This is a genomic window from Parapedobacter tibetensis (genome assembly GCF_024704835.1).
GTDB classification, from domain to species: Bacteria; Bacteroidota; Bacteroidia; order Sphingobacteriales; family Sphingobacteriaceae; genus Parapedobacter; species Parapedobacter tibetensis.
In genome coordinates this window covers 409,076-431,662 of sequence record NZ_JAMXBE010000004.1, presented here as the reverse complement: position 1 = coordinate 431,662, position 22,587 = coordinate 409,076, and the positions used below count along the sequence as shown (strand labels likewise).

Annotated in this window: 22 protein-coding genes; 12 read left to right on the top strand and 10 right to left on the bottom strand. The window is 47.0% G+C overall.

Annotated elements, in window-relative coordinates; translation table 11 throughout:
- Positions 1-53: 53 nt before the first annotated feature.
- Together NF543_RS09205 and NF543_RS09200 are read right to left on the bottom strand one after the other, a co-directional pair.
- Entirely contained in the window at positions 54-653 is a 600-nt protein-coding gene (locus NF543_RS09205) for a TetR/AcrR family transcriptional regulator (protein ID WP_257667826.1), read from the bottom strand.
- A 112-nt stretch (positions 654-765) separates the two neighbouring features.
- The gene (locus tag NF543_RS09200) at positions 766-1,782 is read right to left on the bottom strand and encodes an alpha/beta fold hydrolase (RefSeq protein ID WP_257667825.1); all 1,017 of its coding nucleotides are present in this window, start codon (positions 1,780-1,782) and stop codon (positions 766-768) included.
- A gap of 185 nt (positions 1,783-1,967) precedes the next feature.
- On the opposite strand from NF543_RS09200, the gene rocD reads away from it, so the two are divergent.
- The 5 genes from rocD (at position 1,968) to NF543_RS09175 (ending at position 6,086) form a co-directional block, all read left to right on the top strand.
- The gene (gene rocD / locus NF543_RS09195; RefSeq protein ID WP_257667824.1) at positions 1,968-3,203 is read left to right on the top strand and encodes an ornithine--oxo-acid transaminase; all 1,236 of its coding nucleotides are present in this window, start codon (positions 1,968-1,970) and stop codon (positions 3,201-3,203) included.
- A 91-nt stretch (positions 3,204-3,294) separates the two neighbouring features.
- The gene (locus tag NF543_RS09190) at positions 3,295-3,597 is read left to right on the top strand and encodes an ArsR/SmtB family transcription factor (RefSeq protein WP_257667823.1); all 303 of its coding nucleotides are present in this window, start codon (positions 3,295-3,297) and stop codon (positions 3,595-3,597) included.
- A gap of 37 nt (positions 3,598-3,634) precedes the next feature.
- Positions 3,635-4,735 (top strand): NADH:flavin oxidoreductase, encoded by a 1,101-nt coding sequence (locus tag NF543_RS09185; protein ID WP_257667822.1) that lies wholly within the window; start codon positions 3,635-3,637, stop codon positions 4,733-4,735.
- 99 nt (positions 4,736-4,834) lie between these two features.
- Positions 4,835-5,617 carry a 23S rRNA (guanosine(2251)-2'-O)-methyltransferase RlmB gene (gene rlmB / locus NF543_RS09180; protein ID WP_257667821.1) on the top strand — a complete coding sequence of 261 codons (783 nt, stop codon included), beginning with the start codon at positions 4,835-4,837 and terminating at the stop codon, positions 5,615-5,617.
- Positions 5,618-5,672: 55 nt separating this feature from the next.
- Positions 5,673-6,086, top strand: a complete 414-nt coding sequence (locus NF543_RS09175) for a hypothetical protein (protein WP_257667820.1) — start codon at positions 5,673-5,675, stop codon at positions 6,084-6,086.
- Between the two features lie 62 nt (positions 6,087-6,148).
- Here NF543_RS09175 and NF543_RS09170 read toward each other — a convergent pair whose 3' ends face one another.
- The gene (locus NF543_RS09170) at positions 6,149-6,448 is read right to left on the bottom strand and encodes an RNA polymerase alpha subunit C-terminal domain-containing protein (RefSeq protein WP_257667819.1); all 300 of its coding nucleotides are present in this window, start codon (positions 6,446-6,448) and stop codon (positions 6,149-6,151) included.
- A 126-nt stretch (positions 6,449-6,574) separates the two neighbouring features.
- Here NF543_RS09170 and NF543_RS09165 point away from each other — a divergent pair, with 126 nt between their 5' ends.
- Positions 6,575-7,537, top strand: a complete 963-nt coding sequence (locus tag NF543_RS09165) for a GlxA family transcriptional regulator (protein WP_257667818.1) — start codon at positions 6,575-6,577, stop codon at positions 7,535-7,537.
- On the opposite strand, the gene smc is transcribed toward NF543_RS09165, so the two are convergent.
- Entirely contained in the window at positions 7,538-11,083 is a 3,546-nt protein-coding gene (gene smc / locus NF543_RS09160) for a chromosome segregation protein SMC (protein ID WP_257667817.1), read from the bottom strand. It lies immediately after the preceding gene.
- Between the two features lie 132 nt (positions 11,084-11,215).
- On the opposite strand from smc, the gene NF543_RS09155 reads away from it, so the two are divergent.
- The 4 genes from NF543_RS09155 (at position 11,216) to trxB (ending at position 14,757) form a co-directional block, all read left to right on the top strand.
- A complete protein-coding gene (locus NF543_RS09155; RefSeq protein WP_257667816.1) occupies positions 11,216-12,505 on the top strand; it encodes a serine hydrolase domain-containing protein in 1,290 nt (429 codons plus the stop codon).
- Between the two features lie 33 nt (positions 12,506-12,538).
- On the top strand, positions 12,539-12,679 hold the full coding sequence (locus NF543_RS09150) for a hypothetical protein (RefSeq protein WP_257667815.1): 141 nt from the start codon (positions 12,539-12,541) through the stop codon (positions 12,677-12,679).
- Positions 12,680-12,731: 52 nt separating this feature from the next.
- Entirely contained in the window at positions 12,732-13,715 is a 984-nt protein-coding gene (locus NF543_RS09145) for a 3'-5' exonuclease (RefSeq protein ID WP_257667814.1), read from the top strand.
- Between the two features lie 88 nt (positions 13,716-13,803).
- Complete coding sequence (gene trxB / locus NF543_RS09140; protein WP_257667813.1) at positions 13,804-14,757, top strand: thioredoxin-disulfide reductase; 954 nt, start codon at positions 13,804-13,806, stop codon at positions 14,755-14,757.
- 52 nt (positions 14,758-14,809) lie between these two features.
- Here trxB and NF543_RS09135 read toward each other — a convergent pair whose 3' ends face one another.
- From NF543_RS09135 to NF543_RS09125, 3 genes are read right to left on the bottom strand one after another with little or no spacing between them, the layout of a single operon-like run.
- Positions 14,810-15,130 (bottom strand): META domain-containing protein, encoded by a 321-nt coding sequence (locus tag NF543_RS09135; protein WP_257957460.1) that lies wholly within the window; start codon positions 15,128-15,130, stop codon positions 14,810-14,812.
- Positions 15,131-15,141: 11 nt separating this feature from the next.
- The gene (locus tag NF543_RS09130; protein ID WP_257667811.1) at positions 15,142-15,612 is read right to left on the bottom strand and encodes a rhodanese-like domain-containing protein; all 471 of its coding nucleotides are present in this window, start codon (positions 15,610-15,612) and stop codon (positions 15,142-15,144) included.
- 26 nt (positions 15,613-15,638) lie between these two features.
- Positions 15,639-16,979 (bottom strand): MBL fold metallo-hydrolase, encoded by a 1,341-nt coding sequence (locus tag NF543_RS09125; protein WP_257667810.1) that lies wholly within the window; start codon positions 16,977-16,979, stop codon positions 15,639-15,641.
- A 101-nt stretch (positions 16,980-17,080) separates the two neighbouring features.
- Between NF543_RS09125 and NF543_RS09120 the strand changes: the two genes are divergently transcribed.
- Entirely contained in the window at positions 17,081-17,965 is an 885-nt protein-coding gene (locus tag NF543_RS09120; protein ID WP_257667809.1) for a hypothetical protein, read from the top strand.
- A 489-nt stretch (positions 17,966-18,454) separates the two neighbouring features.
- Here the strand turns inward: NF543_RS09120 and NF543_RS09115 are convergent, their stop codons facing one another.
- The 3 genes from NF543_RS09115 to NF543_RS09105 are packed head-to-tail and all read right to left on the bottom strand — an operon-like array spanning position 18,455 to position 21,867.
- Entirely contained in the window at positions 18,455-19,447 is a 993-nt protein-coding gene (locus NF543_RS09115) for an LLM class flavin-dependent oxidoreductase (RefSeq protein WP_257667808.1), read from the bottom strand.
- A 42-nt stretch (positions 19,448-19,489) separates the two neighbouring features.
- Positions 19,490-20,671 carry a class I SAM-dependent methyltransferase gene (locus tag NF543_RS09110; protein WP_257667807.1) on the bottom strand — a complete coding sequence of 394 codons (1,182 nt, stop codon included), beginning with the start codon at positions 20,669-20,671 and terminating at the stop codon, positions 19,490-19,492.
- Positions 20,672-20,679: 8 nt separating this feature from the next.
- Positions 20,680-21,867 carry a cysteine desulfurase family protein gene (locus tag NF543_RS09105; RefSeq protein WP_257667806.1) on the bottom strand — a complete coding sequence of 396 codons (1,188 nt, stop codon included), beginning with the start codon at positions 21,865-21,867 and terminating at the stop codon, positions 20,680-20,682.
- Positions 21,868-22,017: 150 nt separating this feature from the next.
- On the opposite strand from NF543_RS09105, the gene NF543_RS09100 reads away from it, so the two are divergent.
- Positions 22,018-22,566, top strand: a complete 549-nt coding sequence (locus NF543_RS09100; RefSeq protein WP_257667805.1) for an RNA polymerase sigma factor — start codon at positions 22,018-22,020, stop codon at positions 22,564-22,566.
- Positions 22,567-22,587 lie beyond the last annotated feature (21 nt).

Sequence of the window (22,587 nt, the reverse complement as noted above, 5' to 3'; positions counted from 1 at the left end):
ATGTGTTTTATTTATTGCTAACTAATGATTATTAATTACTAACAAAGACAGTATCAGGTTGTGAGTGCTTTGATAAATCCTTCCATCGCATCATCCAAGGTTTGCAATGCTGTATCAGCACAATTTCTAGCCGAGAGCATTTCAATGGCTACCAAGCCGTGTAGAATCGACCAAAAAGTCCGCAGTTTGAGGTGGCTATCGGCATCCAGGTTCTTCCCACTTTCTATGGCATATTCGATGGAAGACAGCATTAAGTCATTCACCTTTTTCATTTCATCAATACCATGTATCATTTCGCATGTGGGTATGCCAAGGCCAAACATGATTTGGTAATGTTTGGCATGATTGAAAGCAAAGTTCCAATAAGCATGGGAGATGGCTATCAGTTGCTGGTCTGGCTGGTCATGTTGTATCTTAGCATTTTTCAGTTTTTCCGCCAACAATCCAAAACCCTGTTTGGTGAATTCTTCAATGATGGCGTCTTTGCTTTCAAAATGTTTATATACCACAGGAGTGCTATATTCAATAGCTTCTGCAATCTTCCGGATGGAAAGCGCTTGCCAACCTTCTTCCTCCACGATTTGCCATGACTGTTCGAGGATAGTGTTCCTTGTCTCCTCCATTTGCCGTTGTTTACGCTCTAAAATCCCCATGGATATTTACGTTATAATAAAAAATAACACTGTGAGCAAAAGTAATACATGTTAACTAAAGATAATACACCATTACCTGAAAAAGACAATCAAATGACGATGGCTGGGCTTTTCAATTGCTGAGAAGAAATTTTTTCAGTGGTTCAATAAACCGCTCATATGCTTCTATATGGGGTAAGTGCCCGACGCCATCGATTTCCACCAATTGAGCGTCGGGTATTGCCGCTGCGGCGGCTTTTCCAAGTGCCGGGTAGTTTCCCAATGTTTCTTGGACTTCCTTGGATGCCTTGGCTTTGCCAAGTGCGGTGCGATCACGCTGCCCGATGATCAGCAGGGTGGGGGCTTTGATATTGCCAAACTCATATACCACCGGTTGCGTGAAAATCATATCATACAATAACGCCGAGTTCCATGCGATACGGGGGTAATCGACATCGTTCGTCCAACCTGCCAACATGTGCACCCAACGGTCGTATTCAGGTTTCCATTTGTTGTCGTAATAAAAGGTGAGTTGGTAGTTCTTGATTTTGTCATAAGTCTGCGCTAATTCTCCGGCATACCAATCTTCCACGGTTTGGTAGGGGACCACGGTTTTCCAATCCTCCAGTCCGATCGGATTTTCCAAGGTCAACGTCTTGGTAGCCTGCGGATACATTAGCGCGAACCGAACGGCGAGCATCCCTCCCATGGAATGACCCAATACATGAGCTTCCTTGACACCAAGGCTGTCTAATAGCCTTTTGGTATTCATGGCGAACAGTTGGAAGGAATATTGGATGCGGTTGGGTTTTGACGATTTGCCAAAGCCAATTTGGTCAGGCATAACTACCCGGTAGCCCAGTTGGTTAAGGTGCTTTGCTGTCTGCTCCCAATATGCTCCATTAAAGTTTTTTCCATGGAGCAGCAGCACGGTTTCACCGTTTGGCGCTTGCGGTTTGGCGTCCATGTAAGCTAGTTTCAATGTTTCGCCTTGGATATTCAGGGTTAGGTAGTGTGGTGGGAAAGGATATTTGATCGTTTCAAGGTTGGCCCCAATAGGGACGTCGTGTTGTGCATTTGATAGTTGGATGGACAAGATAGCCAAACCGATTACCCTTAATATCCTATTCAAAAATCTATTGTTATGCATAGCTATTAAAATTTGCTGTTACCTCGCTTTTCGATAGAAAAGCGCAAAAATAATGCCTAGCCCCCAATAAAGTTATAGGCACTACACCGGCCTCAATGCCGCAAACCAATTGGCTGAAGCGACGATAAGGGCAAGATTAAATAGGTAATGCAACAATTTTAGGGAAAGAGTATTAACTTTGGCGCATGTCAATAATCATCAATAATTCTTCCAGGACTCAGCAATTTATTCAAAAAGAATTAGCATACAGTGCCCATAACTATCACCCCTTACCGGTTGTATTGGAAAGGGGAGAAGGTGTATATCTTTGGGACGTAGACGGAAATCGGTATTATGACTTCCTTTCGGGATATTCGGCGGTGAACCAAGGGCATTGCCACCCGAAGATTGTGGGCGCGTTGATTGAGCAGGCTCAAAAACTTACGTTGACCTCGCGTGCTTTTCATAGCGATTTGCTGGGTGAGTATGCCGAATATATCACCGAATATTTCGGCTATGATAAGGTACTGCCCATGAACAGTGGGGTGGAAGCCGTGGAAACGGCCTTAAAACTAGCCCGCCGATGGGGCTATGACAAGAAAGATATCCCAGTCGATCAAGCCAAAATCATTACGGTGGAAGGCAATTTCCACGGACGTACGCTTAACGTGGTTTCATTTAGTACGGATCCCGCTTCACGTGAGGGTTTCGGACCGTTCATGCCGGGCTATGAGGTAATACCCTACAACGATTTAGACGCGCTGGAAACAGCATTAAAAGACCCGTATGTGGCCGGGTTTCTGGTAGAGCCCATCCAAGGGGAGGCAGGGGTGTATGTGCCGGACGACGGTTATTTGGCCCAAGCTTATGATTTATGCAAGCAGGCTGGTGTGCTTTTCATTGGCGATGAAATCCAGACTGGTTTGGCGCGTACAGGCAAAATGCTCGCTTGCGACCATGAAGGTGTTCGTCCCGATATCTTGATATTGGGTAAGGCCCTCAGCGGAGGCATATTGCCTATTTCGGCCGTATTGGCCGATGATGAGGTGATGCTATGCATCAAACCCGGGGAACATGGATCTACTTATGGGGGGAATCCATTGGCTTGTAAAGTGGCCATCGCGGCATTGGAAGTGATTAAGGATGAAAACCTCGTGGAGCGCGCCGAAGAGCTTGGGGTATATTTCCGCGAACAGTTACATCAACTAAATCATTCTAATATCAAAGAAATCAGAGGAAAAGGATTGCTGAATGCTATCGTTATCGAACATGTAGATACCGATGCGGCATGGACGCTTTGTCTTGCTTTGAAAGCAAATGGCCTTTTGGCCAAACCCACCCATGGTGATAAAATCCGATTTGCTCCACCATTGGTGATCACCAAAGAACAGTTGGATGATTGCATTCGTGTTATCGCGAAAAGCCTGGAAATATTAGGATAGGCGCCCACCCCAAATGTAATCGCACGGTAAAGAATTTGCGGTAACAATAGATTTATTGGGATTTCGGGAAAAACCGATATATCTTTGTCCCATGGATCAGCTCGAAATTTTTAAAGCCCTTTCAAACAAGACCCGGCTGGAAATACTGCAATGGCTTAAAGCGCCTGAACAGCATTTCGAACAACAGGATCACGACGATTTTGAGGGGCAAGGAGTGTGCGTAGGTCAAATACAGGCCAAAGCAGGTTTAACCCAATCCACCGTTTCCGAATACCTAACGATCCTGCAAAGAGCCGGACTGCTGCAGCAGACCCGGGTAGGGCAGTGGACCTATTACAAACGGAACGAAGAGGCTTTTGAAGCTTTGGGCAAACTGATTCAAACGGACATCTGATCCCGGTCAAATTATTTATCTTTAAATTTAGTACAACATGAGTGCAGAGCAGCTTTTTCAACCTTTCCATCTTAAATCTTTACGTATCCGCAACCGGATTGTCATGGCTCCCATGACTCGTTCTTTTTCTCCTGGGGGTGTCCCGACGGATGAAGTCGCTGCCTATTATGCTCGCCGGGCAAAAGGTGGAGCAGGTCTTATCCTTTCGGAAGGTACGGTCATTGACAGGCCTTCTTCTTCCAATGACCCCAATATACCACATTTTTATGGGGAAAAGGCATTGGCTGGTTGGCAGCAGGTAATCCTGGATGTGCACGCCGCAGATGGAAGCATGGGCCCACAGATTTGGCACATGGGTATTATGGAAAACCACCATTCAGGCTGGTTGCCCCCAACACCTTTTGAAGGTCCTTCCCCCTATAAAAATGCTGATTTTCAAAATGGGAAAGCAATGACCGATGCAGATATTGCTGATACGATCCGCGCATTTGGACAGGCGGCAGCCGATGCTAAACGTCTGGGCTTTGACTGCGTGGAACTGCATGGGGCCCATACCTACCTGATCGACCAGTTCTTTTGGGACGTGACGAATAAACGGACGGATGGTTATGGAGGGAAAACCCTGCTGGAACGCAGCCGCTTTGCCATTGCCGTCATTAAGGAGGTACGGAGACGGGTCGGCGAGGATTTTGCGATCATCATCCGTTTGTCCCAATGGAAAAGTGCTGATTTTGCTAATAAACTTGCAAAGACCCCACATGAGATGGATATCTGGCTGAATGCGCTAGCCGATGCAGGCGTAGACATTTTTCATTGTTCGCAGCGCCGGTTCTGGGAACCTGAATTTGAAGGGTCGGACTTGAACTTTGCCGGCTGGGCGAAAAAACTGACGGGCAAAGCCAGTATTACCGTAGGTTCTGTCGGGCTGTCTGGGGAGTTTTTAGCGGCATTCAGGGGAGAAGCTTCTTCCCCAGCGACCCTGGACGAGTTGTTGCGGCGTTTTGACCGGGGCGATTTTGACCTCGTAGCGGTAGGCCGTGCCATTCTGGCCGACCCGGAATGGGTAAATAAGATCCGAGAAGGACGTGATGCTGAGCTGGATGGCTTTCGTAAAGAGGCCCTCGGGCAGCTAGTATAACATTTGGGTATTTGGCCGTGTAAATGGTCAGTAGGGGAGATGCTGTGCGAAAATTGTAAGTAGTCGCAACAATCCGTAACTTCGCCCAAAATCATTTACATGCAACATTACCGACGGTACGACCGCCAAGAGAAAAAGGAAACCAACCAAATGGTATTTGGTATCCGGGCAGTCATCGAAGCGATAGATAGCGGCAAGGAAATCGAATCCTTGTTTGTGCAACGTGGGTTGGGTGGAGCATTGTTCCTAGAATTGAAGCAAGTACTCACTCAGCATGGTATCAGCTTTCAGCAGGTGCCGATAGAAAAACTCAATCGCATTACACGCAAAAACCATCAGGGTGTTATTGCCGTTATTTCGCCCATCACGTACCAACGAGTAGAAGACATCATCCCCTTGATTTATGAAAAGGGCGAGGTACCCCTGCTATTGATATTGGATGGCATCACCGATGTGCGCAATCTGGGCGCTATTGCACGTTCAGCTGAATGTGCTGGAGTGCATGCCGTCATTGTTCCGAAAAAGGGGGCGGCGGAAATCAACCCTGATGCGATAAAGACTTCTGCCGGCGCCCTCTTTAAAATTAATGTATGCAGGGAAGATAGCTTGTCTAAGACCGCCAAATTCCTGCAGGAGTCGGGCATCCAATTGGTGGCTTGCACGGAAAAGACGGACAGCGATCTGTACCTGCCTGATTATACCGTGCCCACGGCATTCATACTTGGTTCGGAAGAGCATGGTATCGCTGACGACCTTATCCGTATTGCCGACCACCTCGCCAAAATTCCAATGGCTGGTGAGATTGCCTCGCTCAATGTGTCGGTATCGGCTGGGGTAGCCTTATATGAAGCGGTAAGGCAACGGCTGAAGGTCAACGGATAACACAGATATTTCCGACCTTTCCATTTAAAAAGGAGGGCTATCTTTGTGCTGCAAAATGGAAAAGTATTATTCGATCGGTGGTAATCAGGTGAAGGTTATTTTTAATGATGGACTTGTGGGCATCGTTAATGACATGGCATTAAAACAGGCGGTGGATATGCAACCAGAAGAATCAGTTGATTTGCTGGTCGTATGGATTAAGGAAGATTATCTGTTAGAGAAGGGAGAACCATTGGTTATTACGGATAACTCGTTTGTCGTAGAAATTTGGGGACATGTTTACGTGGATTATTTTCTTTTGAAATACAAGACCTTACTTCGTGTTATATTGGCTTTTGGTTTATACGCCCGTTTCTGCAAATCATGTGAAGTGATCGATTGTGGAGAGCGAGGAAAAGACCCTAACAGACGATTGTGGGATGCCTTGGCTCCCTATAGGAAAGCGATTGCCAAATGGAAGTTTCAGTAGGTATACTTTTTTGTTGTTATTTTTCGTGATAGTTACCATAATGTCGTGGATTGTATACGTTGCTATTGATGATCCGAAAAGGACAATCCTTGTGCTGCGAGGGCGCTGCGGAGTGTAGGTATGGTGCTAGGGCCTACACCATGCATGGCCAATAACTCACGCTCGCTATATGCCGATAACTTGGCCAATGTGGTGATGTCGGCGCCTTCGAGGGCGCGTCTTGCTGGGGCACTTATCAGGGAGAGAAAACCATCCTTTGGTTTTCGCGCTGCTTCGCAAATGGGACACGTGGGACAATCGCTGCTCTTATGGTACTGGTGTCCTTGGCTGCATATCCTTAAGGTATTTGTAGCTGCTTTCATCTGTATGGATTTTATGTCCGAAGTTAGATCTGCGCGAATATACGGTCATTTTCATTAGGTGATATGGTGTAAAAACGACAAAGTGACGGGTTGATTGCGTCAACTGTTTGCCGTACCTTTGTGGGCATGAAGAAAGTAAGTATCCTCGTTCCCAATACGGCGGTGCCCGCGGCAGTGGTCGACCCCCGTTACATGTTCTCGGCTGTCAATGGCTTTTTCAAAACCGCCGGACATCGACCCTTTTTCGACGTGCAGACCGTAGGGCTCACCAAGGAGGTGAAATTGAATGATGGGCTTGTTTCCATCCATACCGATGCCTTGGTCAATGAGGTAGGCAAGACCGATCTCATTATCATCCCCGCCATCAGTGGTGATATTGACGAGGCCCTCAAGCAGAACGAAGCATATTTTCCTTGGATAGTAGAGCAGTACCAAAAAGGGGCAGAAGTGGCCAGCTTGTGCATCGGGTCGTTCCTACTGGCTGCTACAGGACTGCTTGACGGGAAATCATGTTCTACCCACTGGCTGTTTGCCAATGAATTCAGGGCTCGTTTCCCAGCCGTGCAATTGGCCGATGATCGGGTAATCACGCATCAAAAGGGCTTATATTCAAGTGGCGGGGCTAGTACCTATTGGAACTTGCTCTTATATTTGGTTGAAAAATACACCAGTCGGGAAATGGCCATCATTGCCTCTAAATTCTTTCTGCTGGATATCGAGAAAAACAGTCAGTTGCCGTTCAGTGTCTTCAAAGGGCAAAAAGACCATGGCGATAGCTTGGTATTGGCTATTCAGGAACATATTGAGCAAAACTATCAAAATAGAATGACGGTTGATGGTTTGGCCGATCGTTTCGGGATTGGACGGCGTACGTTCGAGCGCAGGTTTAAAAAAATCACGGCCAATACCGTTGTGGAATACATCCAACGGGTCAAAATAGAAGCAGCAAAGAAACAGCTGGAGACCGGCCGTAAAACCGTTGCTGAGGTAATGTATGATGTAGGATATACTGACCCTAAGGCATTCCGGGACGTGTTCAAGCGGATAGCGGGGTTGTCGCCGGTTGATTACGCCAATCGATACAATTAATCAAGCCACCTCTCGCATGTCTACGGCCACCACGCGCGATATACCTTGCTCCACCATGGTCACCCCATAGATGATATCGGTGCTGGCAATGGTGCGTTTGTTGTGCGATACGATGATGAATTGCGACTGGTCTGAGAATTTACGGATGATGTTGTTGAATTTGTCTATGTTCGTATCGTCCAATGGTGCGTCCACCTCATCAAAGATACAAAACGGTGCGGGTTTGAGCAGGTATAGTGCGAAAAGGAGGGCGGTAGCTGTCAGTGTTTTTTCTCCGCCGGATAGCTGGTTGATGGAAAGTGGCCGCTTTCCCTTAGGGCGGGCCGTGATTTCGATGTCAGATTCCAAGGGATTATCGGGGTTACTCAAGATCAGGTCACACGAGTCTTCCTCGTTGAATAGCGAGCGGAATACGTTGATGAAGTTTTCGCGTACGCGGGTAAAGGCGTCCATGAATTTTTCACGTGCCGTGTTGTCTATCTCTTGTATCGTCTCCAGAAGTGAATTTTTTGCATCCAGCAGATCTTGCTTCTCCTTGATGATAAAGGTGTATCGCTCGTTCATCTCCTGGTAAGCCTCCATAGCCATAGGATTGATACTGCCAAAATCATCCAATTGCCTGCGTAGCTTTTCCGTTTTTAGGCGCAAAGTTTCTTCATCTTCCTGCGGTTCTTCGGGTGTTGTTTCGAGGAGATCTTCTATTGCAATGGAAAACTCTACAGATAGCCGCTCCTTCAGGGTATTGAGATCCAGTTTTAGGTTGGTTTTTTTATCACGCAATTCATCAAACAACAGGTCGGTGTTGTCCTTCTGCCTACGCAATTGGCTGATCTGCTCTTCGATTTCGTTGATTTTCCCACGCGACGTATAATAGTCTTCCTCCACCTGCTGCAGCCCTTTTTCATAAGCTTCCTTTTGGGCATACATCGCAATAAGGTCTTCGTCTGAATCGTCTACATGCTGGAGCGTATCCTTGATGTCGGCCCGCACCTGTTCGTATTCGGTATTATTTTTGGCTATCCGGTTTTCATAGGTTTCTTGTAGGCTTTCGCGATATTCCAGATCTTTATGGATACTTGATACCTTGTTTTGCTGTTGATGGAAACGGATATTCTCTTGGTTATAGATAGAGGATTTTTCCGTGAGCACCTCTGCCAACCCTTGAAATGCAGCTTGCAATTCTTGCAACACGGCAGCATGGCTTTCTCTTTCGGCAATGAGCGTTTCTAAGCGAGGTTCGGCAGCCACCAACTCTTGTGAAATGCTGGCCATCTTTTGTTCGATGTCCTGTTTGCGATTTTGGCTATTGGTAATGAATGCTTGGTATTGTTCCTGCTTGGTCTTCACCGATATCAATTCATGGTCGAGCCTATTCAGCTGTTGGCTCAGCTCGTCTATATAAGGCTTTTTAGAGCTGCCCTTCAGGCTGCCCAGCCGTTGGATTTCTTCTGTGAGACGATTTTGCAGGGTGCTGATATGCTGTCCCAGTGATTTGGTTTCCTTGGCTAGGTTTTCGAGGTTTTTGGCCCGACCAATCCGCTTGCCTTCAAACAGTCCCACTGATCCACCGGAGAGGCCCAATTTATTTTTGCTGAATTTGCCACTTTTATGGAGGATGATCATTTCACCATCAGGCAGCGCGTTTTCCAGTTCCTGCTCATTGTCTGATTTAAGTAGGAATACATTATGTAGCAATATACGGCATAGCGGCAGGTATTGTTCCTCCACGCTGATGATGTCCAATGCGGAAATCAGGTCGTCGTTGGGTGCCGGTATGGGATGCGGTATGGGCAGGTTACCTATTGCATCGATGATGAAGAAATTAGCCCTTCCGCGTGCGGCATCACTTAGCAAGCGCACAGCCTGCACGGCTTCTTCTTGTCGCTGTACCACATAGTGGTTCATGATTGGTTCGAGGTAATTTTCGATGGCCACGCGGAAGTCTTCCTTACAGAATAGCACATCCGAAAACAAGGGATATTGTTTTTTCCACCCGGCATTTTTGCGCAAAAAACGGATGGATTCAGGGAAACCTTCGAGATTGTCTACCAATGATTTGGTGAGGTTATACTCATTTTGCTTGGCATCAAGCTGCCGGTTATCGGTACTGAGTTCGTCTTTGAGCGACTGGATGGTTGCTTCTGTCTCGCCCATTTGTTGTTGCAATTCATTTTCCAACTGCACAGCAAGGTCATATTCCCGTTGATGGGTTTCAGTTTTACCCTCCAGCTCAGCCACAATGACATTAAACTGGTTCAGCTCCGTAGTTTTCGATTCGGTATCCGTCACATTGCGTAAGCCTTCCTGCTCCAGCGCATCGCGCTGGATGCGTAGTACCGCAATTTCCTTTTCCAGCTTATAGATTTCGTTTTGTAGCTCGTTATGTTGACGGGTGGTAACGTCCACTTTATTTTTAGCTGTCTGTAGTTGCCCCCGCAATTCATCTACTTCGGCCTTCTGCTTTTCCAATCCAGTGGTGATGCCGTCCAGTTTGTTTTGTTCCTCCAGTTGTTCCTCATTGAGCCGTTTGATGTTGTACAGCACATGGTTGAGCTGCTGCCGGTCCTGTGCCAGTTCGTTGCTGAGGCGGGCTTCCTTATCCTGCAGATTGCGGAGCTGTTCGTTTTTTACTTTTTTGTCACTTTCATAAGCGCGTATTTTACCCACATACTCATTGGTGACCTTTTGCTGCATGGCCAGATTTTTCTCCCTGGTGAGGCTATCTTGTTTCAACTGTTGGAGTAGAGCCTCCTGTTTGGCAATTTCGGTAGCGATGCGGGTCTGTTCAGTACGTTGTGTCAGTTCCTGCTCATCCAGTTTGGCCAATGATTCACTGAAATGAGCGATACGGTAGGTGGCCAATGCCACGCTAATGGTTTTATATTGCTCCTTGAGCCGGTAATACCGTTCGGTCTTCTTGGCCTGGTTTTCGAGTGTCTTGAGGTTTTTCTCTATTTCGAAAAGCAGGTCTTCCACACGCTCTAGATCGGTTTCGGTGTCCCTCAGCTTGGTGAGTGTCTGTTTTTTACGTACTTTATATTTGGATATGCCAGAAGCCTCCTCAAAAAGATTGCGGCGTGAGTTGTCTTTGTTGTTGATGATTTCGTCAATCATCTTTAACTCGATGATGGAGTAGGAGTCGGCCCCGATACCGGTATCCAAGAATAGGTCAGTGATGTCCTTAAGCCGGCATTTCACGTCATTAAGTCGATATTCGCTTTCACCGCTACGGTACAGTTTGCGGGTAATGGTTACCTGCGAAAACTCCGTGGGTAAGATGTTCCTAGTGTTGTCAAAGGAGAGGGACACTTCGGCAAGGTTCGCGGCCTTTCGGTTTTTGGTGCCGTTGAAGATGATGTTTTCCATCTTTTCCGAACGAAGCATGCGCGTGCTTTGCTCACCCAATACCCATCGGATGGCATCCACGACGTTGGATTTACCGCAACCATTAGGGCCCACGATAGCCGTTACCCCTTCGTTGAAATGGATGGTAATCTTGTCGCCAAAACTTTTGAAGCCTTTTATTTCGAGCTTAGTGAGTTGCATCTATGCCTATGTTCTCCTTGGTGTTTTCGTGGCGAATTTAAGAAATTGGATTGAGTAAATGCATATGGACGTGAGTTCATGCTAAACTTTGTAAAAAAAATGTTTATGTTAGCCTCACAGAAAAAAACAATTATGAAAACCTTTTTGACGCTCCTGTTCGCCGTGACGGCATGTATGTTAAATGCCCAGACCCAATCGCATAAAAAATCCCCACCGGTTTTGGAAGCTTCTCCAAGTAGTGTTGGCATTTCCGAGGATCGACTGAAGTGGATCGATGCGATGTTGGAAAAATCCGTTGCGGATGGGGAAATCCCGGGCGCGGTGGCTTTGATAGCACGAAACGGCAAAATTATTTACCACAAAGCCTTTGGTATCGCAGATGTTGAAAAGGGGAGAGCACAACAAAGGGATGACATTTTCCGTATCGCTTCGCAAACGAAAGCCATTACCTCCACGGCTGTGATGATGCTTTGGGAAGAAGGTAAATTCCAGCTCGACGATCCCATCTCCAAATATATCCCCGAATTTAAAAACCCCCAGGTGCTGCAGTCATTTAGGTATGCGGATACCGGCTTTACCGCCCGCCCGGCAAATAAGGAGATCACCATTAGGCACTTGCTTACACACACTTCGGGTATAGGTTATGGGGTAATTGATGGGGATGAGCGGATGAAGCTAATCTATGAAAAAGCAGGCACCACGGATCTTTTTACCACCAAGGATGTAAGTATTGGCGATGTTGTTAAAAAGCTGGCCAAATTACCCCTTCATCATGATCCAGGTGAGAAGTTTACCTATAGTATGGGATTGGATGTATTGGGCTATTTCGTGGAAGTGATTTCAGGAGTTCCTTTTGATCAGTTTTTGCGGGAACGCCTATTTGATCCCCTTGGTATGGATGACACGTGGTTTTACTTACCCAATGACAAGGCAGAACGGTTGGTGGCTATCCAGCATAAAGAAAAAGGCAAATGGGCCAATTATCCCATAACGTTTTATGATACAGATTATCCCATCAAAGGGGCCAGGACATTCTTTTCAGGTGGAGCTGGCCTTTCCAGCACGGCTAAGGATTATGCCATCTTTTTGCAGATGTACCTCAATGGTGGGGAGTTGAATGGCGTGAGGATACTGAGCCGCACCACCATCGCCAGCATGATGGCCAACCAAACCGGTAACCTATTCGGTGATGGAGACCAGTACTATGGTTTGGCTTTCGGTGTCCTGAGCCCGCAAGGCGTGGCCAAAGGCGGTTTGGGCAGCGAGGGCACCTTCGTTTGGGGTGGGTATTTCAATACCCAGTATTTTGCTGACCCTAAAGAGCACGTTATCGGTATCATCATGAAGCAAACACAAGGTTCTACAGGCGATCAAACGGCTTGGAAATTTAGGCAACTTGTAGGTACATTAATGGATGATTGATAGGGAAAAAATAATTACTACCTTTGTTGCACGATGGAAACCAAGCACCCGGAGAAAGATGACTATAGTTTCTGGACGAAGTACAAACGATTCGCCGGAAATGAACTATTGCTGTACGCAATCATGGTAATCGGTATCCTGCTAGGCATCGCTGTCTTCAGCCGATTTTTCTAAGTAAGTTAAACATATTCCACACCTAAAGCATTTCGCGAAACAATAAAATAACATGAAGCTTAAGTTGAAACGTCCGTTGGCCTTTTTTGACCTGGAAACCACCGGCGTAAATGTATCTAAAGACCGTATTGTGGAAATTTCCATCCTAAAGGTTTCTCCGGGTGATGATGAAGCGGTGAAAACGCTTAAAATAAACCCAGAAATACCCATCCCATTAGAATCTTCGATGTTTCATGGCATATACGATAAGGATGTGCAGGAAGCACCTACCTTTAAGGATGTGGCACAGGAAATAGCTGATTTTATTGGCGATGCCGATCTGGCAGGATATAATTCGAATAAATTTGATATCCCGATGTTGATGGAGGAATTCATCCGTGCCGATGTGGATTTTTCATTGGAGGGAAGGTGTTTCGTGGATGTACAGAATATTTTCCACCAGATGGAGCAGCGCACACTAAAAGCGGCTTATCGTTTTTATTGCGGTGAAAGACTGGATAATGCCCATAGCGCAGAAGATGATGTGAAAGCCACATACGAGGTGCTGAAATCGCAGCTGGATCGTTACCAGGATATGGAATGGGAAGACAAGTTGGGTAAAAAATCCATTCCCGTGGTCAACGATGTGGAAGCATTGCACCGTTTTACAAACCTGAGCCGTCCGGTGGATTTTGCAGGAAGAATGGTTTTCAATGAACAAGAGGTGGAGGTGTTCAATTTTGGGAAACATAAGGGGCGCCCGGTAGAAGAAGTGTTTGCAGTAGAGCCCAGCTATTACTCATGGATGATGCAGGGTGATTTCCCATTGTACACCAAGAAATGCTTGGATAGGGTATGGCAACGTTTCCGTGCGAAGCAGAAAGAACAACGTGCTGCCGTGCAGAAAACAGACACACCCCAAAAGGCGGCCCCAGCGACTGCGCAAAACAAGCCGGATACGCGCGATTTCAAGCGTCCACAGCAATCGCCAAAACGTAAAACTGGACCCATCACGGATGACATGCTGAAAAACCTGCAGGAGAAATTCGGCAAATAAGCCATCACTAATTACTTACCAACCGTTGACAAACGGCTATTGAATTACCCGTTTTAAAGCTGTACTTTTGTACATCAAAAAATTAGCTATGTCGCAAGAAACCGAACACGTAAAATGTTTGATTATCGGCTCCGGGCCCGCTGGTTATACAGCAGCTATCTATGCCGCCCGCGCCGACCTGAAGCCCATCATGTACACCGGTATCGTGCCGGGAGGGCAACTGACGCAAACCACGGATGTGGAGAATTACCCCGGCTATCCAGATGGTGTGCAGGGGCCGCAGATGATGGAGGATTTTAGGAAACAAGCTGAACGTTTTGGTACCGATATCCGCTTTGGATACATTACTTCGGTGGATTTCTCCGGAGACGTGCATAAAGTGGTTGTTGACGGTGAAAAAACCATTACGGCTGAAACAGTTATCATCGCTACGGGCGCCACGGCCAAATGGCTTGGCCTTGAAAGTGAGCAAAAGTATAATGGTTTTGGGGTATCTGCTTGTGCGGTATGTGATGGCTTCTTCTTCAAGGGGCAGGACGTGGCGATCGTAGGGGCGGGGGATACCGCTGCTGAAGAGGCTACTTATTTGGCGAAATTGACCAATAAGGTGCACATGCTGGTGCGCAGGGATGAATTCCGGGCTTCGAAAGCCATGCAGCACCGGGTACTGAATACACCAAATATCGAAATACACTATAACACGGAAACCATGGAAATTGTGGGCGATGGGCTGAATGTGACTGGTGTTTCCATATATAACAACCAGACCGGAGAAAAGCAACAGATTCCGGTAACCGGTTTCTTCGTGGCCATTGGCCATAAGCCGAACACTGAATTGTTCCAAGGGATACTGGATATGGATACAAATGGTTACCTCATCACCAAGCCGGACAGCACACGCACCAATATTGAAGGCGTGTTTGCCTGCGGCGATGTGCAGGACCATGTGTATCGCCAAGCGGTAACCGCTGCTGGAACAGGCTGTATGGCCGCTTTGGAGGCGGAGCGATACCTCGCCGCCAAGGAACATGTAGTGGTATAAAAAGGTATAAAATAAGTGATAAGGCCAGCAGTTTACTGTTGGCCTTATTACGTTACAGCGCTTCCAAGGGTCCCAACCCAAACATCAACAGCAACTTATCATCCTTATAAATATTGAGCGTTTGGTCGGCCACATCAAAACGTAGCAGCTCATCTCGGAGAATGGCTAGGAACTCCTGCTCAAGCTTGTTTTTATGTGCTTCTGCACATGCCATCCGCGTACTGGCCAATTGGTTGAATTTGATGTAATCATCTTGGTTGTGGAAATTGCCAAAGAAACGGTTACATCCTGAAAAACCATTGACTGATCCTTTAGCCTTGTCAAAGCGGATATATACAGGTGAGTTTTCCTGCGTTTCGCCTGCTATTTGCAATAAAAACGGTATCAATACACATGTGACCCATTTTCAAGCCACAATGCCCAGTTTTTATCATAGACATGGAGTTCGGTTGTCTGTATTTGCTCGTTGTTGTATACGGGGTTACGTTGGTTGACCCATTCATAAATACCCCCGAACAAGTTGAAAACGTGTTTGTAACCTGCTTTTTGCAATTTTTCGGCAATACGTTCGCCACGGTTGCCAATGGCACAATAGACGATGATGGTGTCGATTTTCGGAATGTCGTACACTTTACGCATATCAAACCAGATAAAACCCACATGCCTTGCGTGCTTCATATGACTTACATCAAATTCGTCTTGTTCGCGGGTGTCAAGTATGACAGCGCCTTGCTTCATCATCTCTTTCAATTCACTGACCGTAACCGTGGGTACACTATGCCGGTATATGCTGTTTAGCCGTGCCGCAAATTCCGGGTTGACTGTTGACTCCTGCTGCCCCTTACTCAGAATCAAAAAAACTAAGCTTATTATCCCCCACATCAGTCTGCCGGTGTAAAATCCGAAATAAATATGCCCATATCCTGTACTACTGCATGGGGTAAAGCAGCGGCAATAATGCTCGCCCCAATAGCCGAACGATATCCGCCAGCACAGTGCACCACGATGGGCTTGTCTACGGGGATTTGTTGGGTGTTTTCTCGCAATTTGGACAACGGGATATGGATAGAATGATCAAAAACCGGGTTTTCAGTCACTTCCGAAGGATCGCGGATGTCAATCACGGTATAATCTCGAGGATTGTGCTCAAATGCTTCTAGCTCAAATGGAGCGGACACAGACGGTCCTCCGTTAGCCACTACCAATGCCACTATCTGTTGCTCATACCCGATTTTGGCTACTTTTTGGACAAGTATCTGCAACGCTTCACGATCGGTGCTCACCAAATAGAACCGTTCATCGGGCGCTAAGATTGATCCGAGCCAAGTCTCAAACTTCAAGCCGTCTGGTATATGGATGGCTCCAGGCTGATGCCCTGCTCTAAACTGGGCTTGCGGTCGGCCATCGACGATGGTGATGCCGGCTTCAAATACCGCTGGGTAATCGAGGGAAGGGATAGCATCGATACTTGCCCTTAAAGCTTTTGCCCCTTTTTTATTGAGGCGCACATCATATTCAAAATATTTGGGTACAAAAGGTTGCCGTTCCATAAGCAAGGCCACAAATTCGCCTTCATCCATGTCTTGCAACGCATAGTTTTCATTTATTTCCCTGCCAATGGAGCTATGCAAATCAGCACCCATGTTCCTTCCGCAGAGTGAGCCCGGGCCATGGGCTGGATATACCAATACATGCTGAGGGAGGCTCATCAGCTTCTCACGTGTAGACCGATAGAGTTGTTTGGCCAGAAACTCGGCCTTAGCGGTAATATTTCCTGCGTTTTCGCGTAAGTCCGGTCTACCGACATCACCCACAAACAACGTGTCACCGGTAAATATAGCATAGGGTTGGTTTTGTTCATCCAATAGCAAGATGCTGACACTATCGGGCGAGTGTCCCGGGGTGTTGATGGCTTCTAACTGTACCTTTCCCAATGCGATTCGGTCCCCATCATCAAATGGTTGATGGGGATATTCCGCTCCCACCAATCGGCTGGTATAAATCGTTGCGCCCGTTAGCTGATGGAGCTCTAAGTGCGAACTGACAAAATCTGCATGTGGGTGGGTCTCTAAGATGGTGGAAATTTGTCCTTGGTGGTGTTTGGCAAAATCCAAATAAGGTTGGGGGTCACGTGCAGGATCTATTACTGCCATCATGCCTTCGCTCAATATTGCATAAGATGCATGGGCTAGGCCCTTGTCGTAAAACTGGTGTATAAGCATATAAAAAACAATTGTGGCACAAAGATATGAAATGTTTCTGTAGCGAGTTTGTGGGGACATGAATCAAGTGAACATGAAGATTAATTCGTATTTTGCCCCGCATGAGGTCGAAAACAAAGTTGATCGCATTGGTGACAGGCTGCTTGGCAGTGCTTTGCATGCGGGGCCAGGAAGAAACGGTGTTCGCCCATAGGCAAGCCAAGGGTAAAATATCGAATATCGAGATTGACGAAATATCGGGTTTGATTGCTTCCGCGAGGAACCCCAGCCGCTTTTGGACACATAATGACAGTGGCGACAAGGCTCGGATATTCCTCCTCGATGATTCGGCTAAGCATAAAGCTACCTATCACCTCAAAGGAGTCCCCGCTCGCGATTGGGAAGATATAGGAATCATGGAACGCAAAGGACGACATTATCTGCTGGTGGCGGATATTGGAGACAACAAGGGCCGATATCCCCATGTGCGGGTATACCTATTCGAAGAGCCATTAGTAAGCGCACGCAAACATGCGGTGGATACGATCCCGAAAGAACAGATACACGCGTTTAAACTGAAGTATGAAAATGGCCCCCGGGATGCTGAATCATTATTCTTTGACCCCGTGGATGAACGCCTATACATCATTAGTAAACGGGAACTGGAAGTAGGTATATATTGTACGGCCTTGCCAGAAACCCCTGCAGGTACCTTGATGCTCCGAAAAGTGGGGAGTCTACCGCATACGTTCATCACTTCAGCAGACATCAGTCCGGACGGCAGCGAAGTACTGGTAAAAAACCTCATGGAAGTGTTTTATTGGAAACGGAAAGGAGGGGAGTCCATACCCGATATGCTCAGTAGGCCTGCCATGAAGTTGCCCTACAAACCCGAACCACAAGGTGAGGCAATCACCTTTTCGCGAGATGGGAGCGGTTATTACACCCTGAGTGAGAAAGCCCTTAGAATGGATGCCATTTTGTATTTTTATAAAAGATTGTTGTAAATATGCTCATGAAAATCTATGCATTCAGCGTGTTGTTCGTGCTATGCGTTGCAAAGTCTTATGCTGCCGATGTAGTAGCGGGCGGGCTATGACCGATATTCCGCATACCTACATTACCAGTCCGGGCGCACATAATTGGGATTATTGGCGATTATCCATCCCGTACCAATTGCTGTTTTTTGATCGTTTCTTTGCCAAACACTGATTTAAAGACCTAAATCTGTATATATTTACTAAGGTGATTTAGAATAATAATTGCCTGATTGTTAATTTATTATAAATTTAATGTAAAAAAAATTGACTTTTTTGAATAAATTATTTGCCAATGTCAACTAATTATTCATATTTTTATTGCTCAAACCAACTAATTATAAACTTAAAGAGTCCTGATTGTTCGCAGTCAGGATTTCTTGTTTTTAATAGGTTACAATAAACCCTAAGAACAAGTGTAAAAGTCGGGAAAGCAGTATGTCTAGTGAAAAGGAGTATTTAAAAAAGCACTTCCTTAAGAATCCTATACGACTTCAACCTCGCTCCCTGATCATAAATATTACTAGTGGTCATCAATTCATCGACTCCGGTTTCCTCAATGAATTTAGAAAGCTGCGCCTGTAGGCGCTCTTTGCTCCCAATGAACGTACAGGAGGTCATTTGCTTGACCGCGGCTTCCATATCGGGCGACCAATAGGGATCCATGGAAGGCACAGGAGGTTGCAATGGCCTACGTGTATTGGTGACGATGCCGAGGAACATGCGGTACATGCTGGTGGCTAGTACCTGCGCTTCCTCATCGGTATCAGCTGCAATGACGTTTACACAAGCCAACACATAAGGGCTGTCGAGCTGTGCCGAAGGTTTGAAATGCTGCCTGTATAGGGAAATGGCGGCACGGAACTGTTGGGGGGCAAAGTGTGCGGCAAAGGCATAAGGAAGCCCCATTTCAGCCGCTAAATAGGCGCTATCTGTGCTTGAGCCGAGTATCCATATCGGGATATCGATCCCTTCACCTGGGAACGCCCGCACACGTCCATCGCTATTATCGTCGCTAAAATAAAGCTGGAGCTCACGGACGTCGGAAGGGAAGTGGTAAGCCGTATTGGCATTGTTGCGCCGCAGTGCCATGGCCGTCAGTTGGTCGGTACCCGGTGCTCGCCCAAGTCCCAGATCGATACGGCCAGGATATAAGGTATCAAGCGTGCCGAATTGCTCGGCAATGGCCAGCGGGGCATGATTGGGCAGCATAATGCCTCCAGATCCGACCCGGATGTGGTTGGTCCGACCCGCTACATGGCCAATGAGCACCGAAGTGGCCGAACTGGCAATGTATTCCATGTTATGATGTTCGGCAAGCCAAATACGTTCATAACCCAATTGTTCGACATGCCGGGCGATCTCCACGGTGCGGGAGATGGCCGTGGCGGCATTACCACCTTGTATCACTACGGAAAGATCAAGCGCGGAAAGCTTCAGTTGTTTAGCCATGCCCACAAAATACAGCAATACCTCCATCAAGCAAAGCAGCCATCAGCATTTTGATGTAAAGATGACCAAAAGGGTATCGGCCATGCCCGTACAAAAAAACAGGTACCTGTTTCCTCCCTCATCAATCCGGTGTCGTTTGCGTAGTTCTTCGGATTTCAGCGGAAAATTCCGGGTGCTGACGTTCGCTTGAGTTGTCGCTTTATTTTTTTTGAAATCGGAATAAAGCATCATGCTGTCTATACGAAATGTCCTCCCCATAAAATCGGGGTTTGCTTCCACAGAAGTATATAGGTGGGTGTGCTGGTGAAGTTTTTTAAGGCCGTATCGTTGCCCGATGAGCTTGAAGGCACCGGATTTCAGCAAGGCAGCATCCGGCTCGTAGAGATAGCCCTCAGGGTGGCCGAAATCAGTGGTCGCTGATTTTTCCTCGTCGACATAGAATTGGAAACGCTGTGCCATGCCGCCCTTCAAGGCTGCTACAATAATTTGGGGTGCATCCATATATTCGCGGTCGAGCACAAACAACAACTCCTTGCACTCATTATCAACACTGATGATGTGCACTTCACATACCCTTTTCAGTACACTCAATGCAGACGAGATGTCAAGTAACGGGGCAGATTTTATCAGGCTTTTTTTGGTCTTCTGTAGTAACCAATCCTGCAATGCTACCACATTGGGTTCGCAGTCTTCCAGCAGGAAAACCTTGCGTTTGTCGATACGTCGTGAGGGATCGATATAGCTATAGTCAAAAGTGTCATCTGCTTGGCTTTGTAGGTGCATGAGGCCATTAGCGGCAATGAAATCGATGTTGTCGGCCCCCAGGATGCGAGCATTATATTGAGCTATTCGTGCAAGCGATTCATTTCTTTCGCAATAGGCAACCGTTTTAGCGCGTTGTGCGAAATAATAAGCGTCCACGCCAAACCCTCCGGTGAGATCGATGATCCGGCTTTGTTCTGCGATGAGGCTACTTTTGTAGGCAGCTGTGTGTTGCGATGAGGCCTGCTCCACCGATAGTTTTTCGGGGTAATAGATGTTGGGTGTGCTATACCATAGTGGAAGTTTTTTACGGCAGCGCTGGCGGCCATCCAACTGTTGGGCCAATTCAGCTGGATAAACATGTAAGAATGGGCTTTTCCGCAGGGCCAAGCTTGTTGGAGCTGCTGTTTCGTGTTGCTGCAAGTAATGTTGCACTTCAGGTGCGAGTATCTGTTCGTTCATGGGTCAACTCAATCAATCGCTCCTGTTTGATACAACTGCCAAACCGGGGAGGCGGCTCTTAATTTTTCAACTGCCGATGTGACTTGCATAATGCCGTCACGGATATCCTCATCGGTATTGAACCTTCCCAAGCTAAATCGCAAAGAAGCATGGGCATCTTCATCAGACCTTCCCATGGCTTTGAGCACATGTGAAGGGTCACGGGTGCCGGTTACGCAGGCCGACCCTGAGGCGAGGGCAATATCGGGCACGTTGACCATGATTTCTCCGGCCTTAAGGTGTCTAAAGGTGATGTTGCTCACATGCGGCAAACGGAGTGTGCCTTCACCATTGACAAATGTCGCAGGTAATTTGGCCAGGGCTGTTTCCAGTTCGTCACGCTGTTTGGCGAGTTGCGAGAATTCATCAAGCATACGTTGTTTGGCTATTTCCGCGGCCTTGCCCAATCCCACGATTCCGGGAACATTGAACGTGCCGGCCCTGCGCTTGCTTTCCTGGCCACCCCCATGAAGCAACGCGCCAGTCTGTATACGCTTGTTCTTGCGCCTTATGTATAAAGCTCCCACGCCCTTCGGACCGTAAAGTTTGTGTGCACTCAAACATAGGAGGTCAACCCCCGCGGTCGCTAGGTCCACAGGAAGCTTGCCAACGGCCTGGGTAGCGTCGCAGAAGATCAATACATCATGCTTGTTAGCGATTTTAGCAATATCTGCTATGGGATGAACAATGCCTGTCTCATTGTTGGCATACATCAGCGCTATCAATACCGTATCCGCACGGATGGAAGTTTCCAGCAAAACCAAATCCATAGCTCCATCCTTATCTACTGGCAGGTAAGTAACCTCGGCCCCTTTTTTTTCTAAATAGGCAAAGGTGTCTAGCACGGCCTTATGCTCGGTGGCGCAAGTAATGAAGTGTTTGCCTTTGGCCTGGTAGTGTTCGAACACCCCTTTTATAGCCATGTTGATGGCCTCTGTAGCTCCGGACGTAAAGGTAATTTCCTGGGGTGTGGCCCCAATGAGTGCCGCCACCTGTTCCCTTGCCTTCTCAACGGCGGCCGAGGCCGTTCTTCCGGCTCGGTGTGTGATGCTGGAAGCGTTGGCGAAATGTGTGGTGAGGTAAGGCATCATGGCTTCCAGTACCTGCGGGTCGAGCGGTGTAGTGGCATTGTTGTCAAAATAGATAAGCCTATCCATGTTGCGAATTTAAGCTTTTTGGGTATATAAACCGCAATACTATACTGAACTGTGCTGGTTGTCATTTTTTGTACTTGCCAATTTTTGTTGCAACTTTGGAGAGCCATAGCGGATTACGGTTAAGAACCGATATAAACCAAAAAGTATTTTATGAATCATTCATCGGATGCTCAACTCTTAGAAAAGCTAACGCAGGGAAACCTAGAAGCGTATGATGCGTTGTTTCTGAAGTATTACAAAATGCTATGTGTAAACGCTTACTTTTATCTTAAGGATACGGAAGAAGCCAAGGAGCTTGTGCAGCAGTTTTTTGTAGAACTTTTCGAAAAACGAGGATACCTGCGCTTGGAAGGAGATGTAAAAGGATATCTTTACCGGGCTGTTAAAAATAGATGCCTCAATTGGTTCCGTAAAGCAGCAAATGACCGGAAAAGATCAGCACAATTGCTATGGGAAACGGAATCCACAGCCCATGAAGAAGATCGGGAAGTGGTGGAAAACTTATTTAACTTGCTCGGTGAAGCATTAAATGACCTAACTGTACAGCGCAGGGAAGCGCTTACCTTGGTTTATGTGCAGCATAAAAAATACCAGGAAGCAGCCAATGAGATGGGTATCAGTGTTAATTCGCTCAAGACGCATCTCAAATTGGGATTGAAGAATTTAAGGGAACGATTAAAAAATAGTCGAGTAGCTTAACCCGAAAGCGTGAGTTGCGTG

Coding starts and splice junctions, on each gene's coding strand:
- NF543_RS09205 (WP_257667826.1), bottom strand. CDS start 653: ATGGGGATTTTAGAGCGTAAACAACGGCAAATGGAGGAGACAAGGAAC.
- NF543_RS09200 (WP_257667825.1), bottom strand. CDS start 1,782: ATGCATAACAATAGATTTTTGAATAGGATATTAAGGGTAATCGGTTTG.
- rocD (WP_257667824.1), top strand. CDS start 1,968: ATGTCAATAATCATCAATAATTCTTCCAGGACTCAGCAATTTATTCAA.
- NF543_RS09190 (WP_257667823.1), top strand. CDS start 3,295: ATGGATCAGCTCGAAATTTTTAAAGCCCTTTCAAACAAGACCCGGCTG.
- NF543_RS09185 (WP_257667822.1), top strand. CDS start 3,635: ATGAGTGCAGAGCAGCTTTTTCAACCTTTCCATCTTAAATCTTTACGT.
- rlmB (WP_257667821.1), top strand. CDS start 4,835: ATGCAACATTACCGACGGTACGACCGCCAAGAGAAAAAGGAAACCAAC.
- NF543_RS09175 (WP_257667820.1), top strand. CDS start 5,673: ATGGAAAAGTATTATTCGATCGGTGGTAATCAGGTGAAGGTTATTTTT.
- NF543_RS09170 (WP_257667819.1), bottom strand. CDS start 6,448: ATGAAAGCAGCTACAAATACCTTAAGGATATGCAGCCAAGGACACCAG.
- NF543_RS09165 (WP_257667818.1), top strand. CDS start 6,575: ATGAAGAAAGTAAGTATCCTCGTTCCCAATACGGCGGTGCCCGCGGCA.
- smc (WP_257667817.1), bottom strand. CDS start 11,083: ATGCAACTCACTAAGCTCGAAATAAAAGGCTTCAAAAGTTTTGGCGAC.
- NF543_RS09155 (WP_257667816.1), top strand. CDS start 11,216: ATGAAAACCTTTTTGACGCTCCTGTTCGCCGTGACGGCATGTATGTTA.
- NF543_RS09150 (WP_257667815.1), top strand. CDS start 12,539: ATGGAAACCAAGCACCCGGAGAAAGATGACTATAGTTTCTGGACGAAG.
- NF543_RS09145 (WP_257667814.1), top strand. CDS start 12,732: ATGAAGCTTAAGTTGAAACGTCCGTTGGCCTTTTTTGACCTGGAAACC.
- trxB (WP_257667813.1), top strand. CDS start 13,804: ATGTCGCAAGAAACCGAACACGTAAAATGTTTGATTATCGGCTCCGGG.
- NF543_RS09125 (WP_257667810.1), bottom strand. CDS start 16,979: ATGCTTATACACCAGTTTTACGACAAGGGCCTAGCCCATGCATCTTAT.
- NF543_RS09120 (WP_257667809.1), top strand. CDS start 17,081: ATGAGGTCGAAAACAAAGTTGATCGCATTGGTGACAGGCTGCTTGGCA.
- NF543_RS09115 (WP_257667808.1), bottom strand. CDS start 19,447: ATGGCTAAACAACTGAAGCTTTCCGCGCTTGATCTTTCCGTAGTGATA.
- NF543_RS09110 (WP_257667807.1), bottom strand. CDS start 20,671: ATGAACGAACAGATACTCGCACCTGAAGTGCAACATTACTTGCAGCAA.
- NF543_RS09105 (WP_257667806.1), bottom strand. CDS start 21,867: ATGGATAGGCTTATCTATTTTGACAACAATGCCACTACACCGCTCGAC.
- NF543_RS09100 (WP_257667805.1), top strand. CDS start 22,018: ATGAATCATTCATCGGATGCTCAACTCTTAGAAAAGCTAACGCAGGGA.